The organism is Tropicimonas sp. IMCC6043, from assembly GCF_004146235.1.
GTDB lineage: Bacteria > Pseudomonadota > Alphaproteobacteria > Rhodobacterales > Rhodobacteraceae > Tropicimonas.
On record NZ_SELO01000188.1, the window covers coordinates 1 to 325 of the forward strand.

The window sequence follows — 325 nt, forward strand, 5'->3', positions numbered from 1 at the left end:
GGCTGGTCGACACGCTGACCAACGAGAGCGTGGTGCTCAACCTGGTCGGCGGCGTCGTGATCGGCTCCTCGGCGACCGGCGGCGAGGTGTTCCGCGTCAGCGTGGACACCAATACCGGCCAGGTCACTCTGGACCAGAGCCGGGCGGTGGTGCATCCCGACAGCAGCGATCCCGATGACAGCATCGGGCTGACGGGGTCGAACAAGATCACGCTGACGGCGACGGCCACCGATGGCGACTACGACACCGCCACGGACACGGTCGACATCACCGGCGCGCTGAACCTCGAGGATGACGCGCCGTCCTTCGGCACGCAGTCCGCGGC

At 68.3% G+C, this 325-nt stretch carries 1 protein-coding gene; it reads left to right on the forward strand.

Going from position 1 to position 325, the window contains the following annotated elements; all coding sequences use genetic code 11:
• Nucleotides 1-325 (forward strand): DUF5801 repeats-in-toxin domain-containing protein (locus EU800_RS27150; protein WP_207210031.1); only part of this gene is annotated, 325 nt, incomplete at both ends.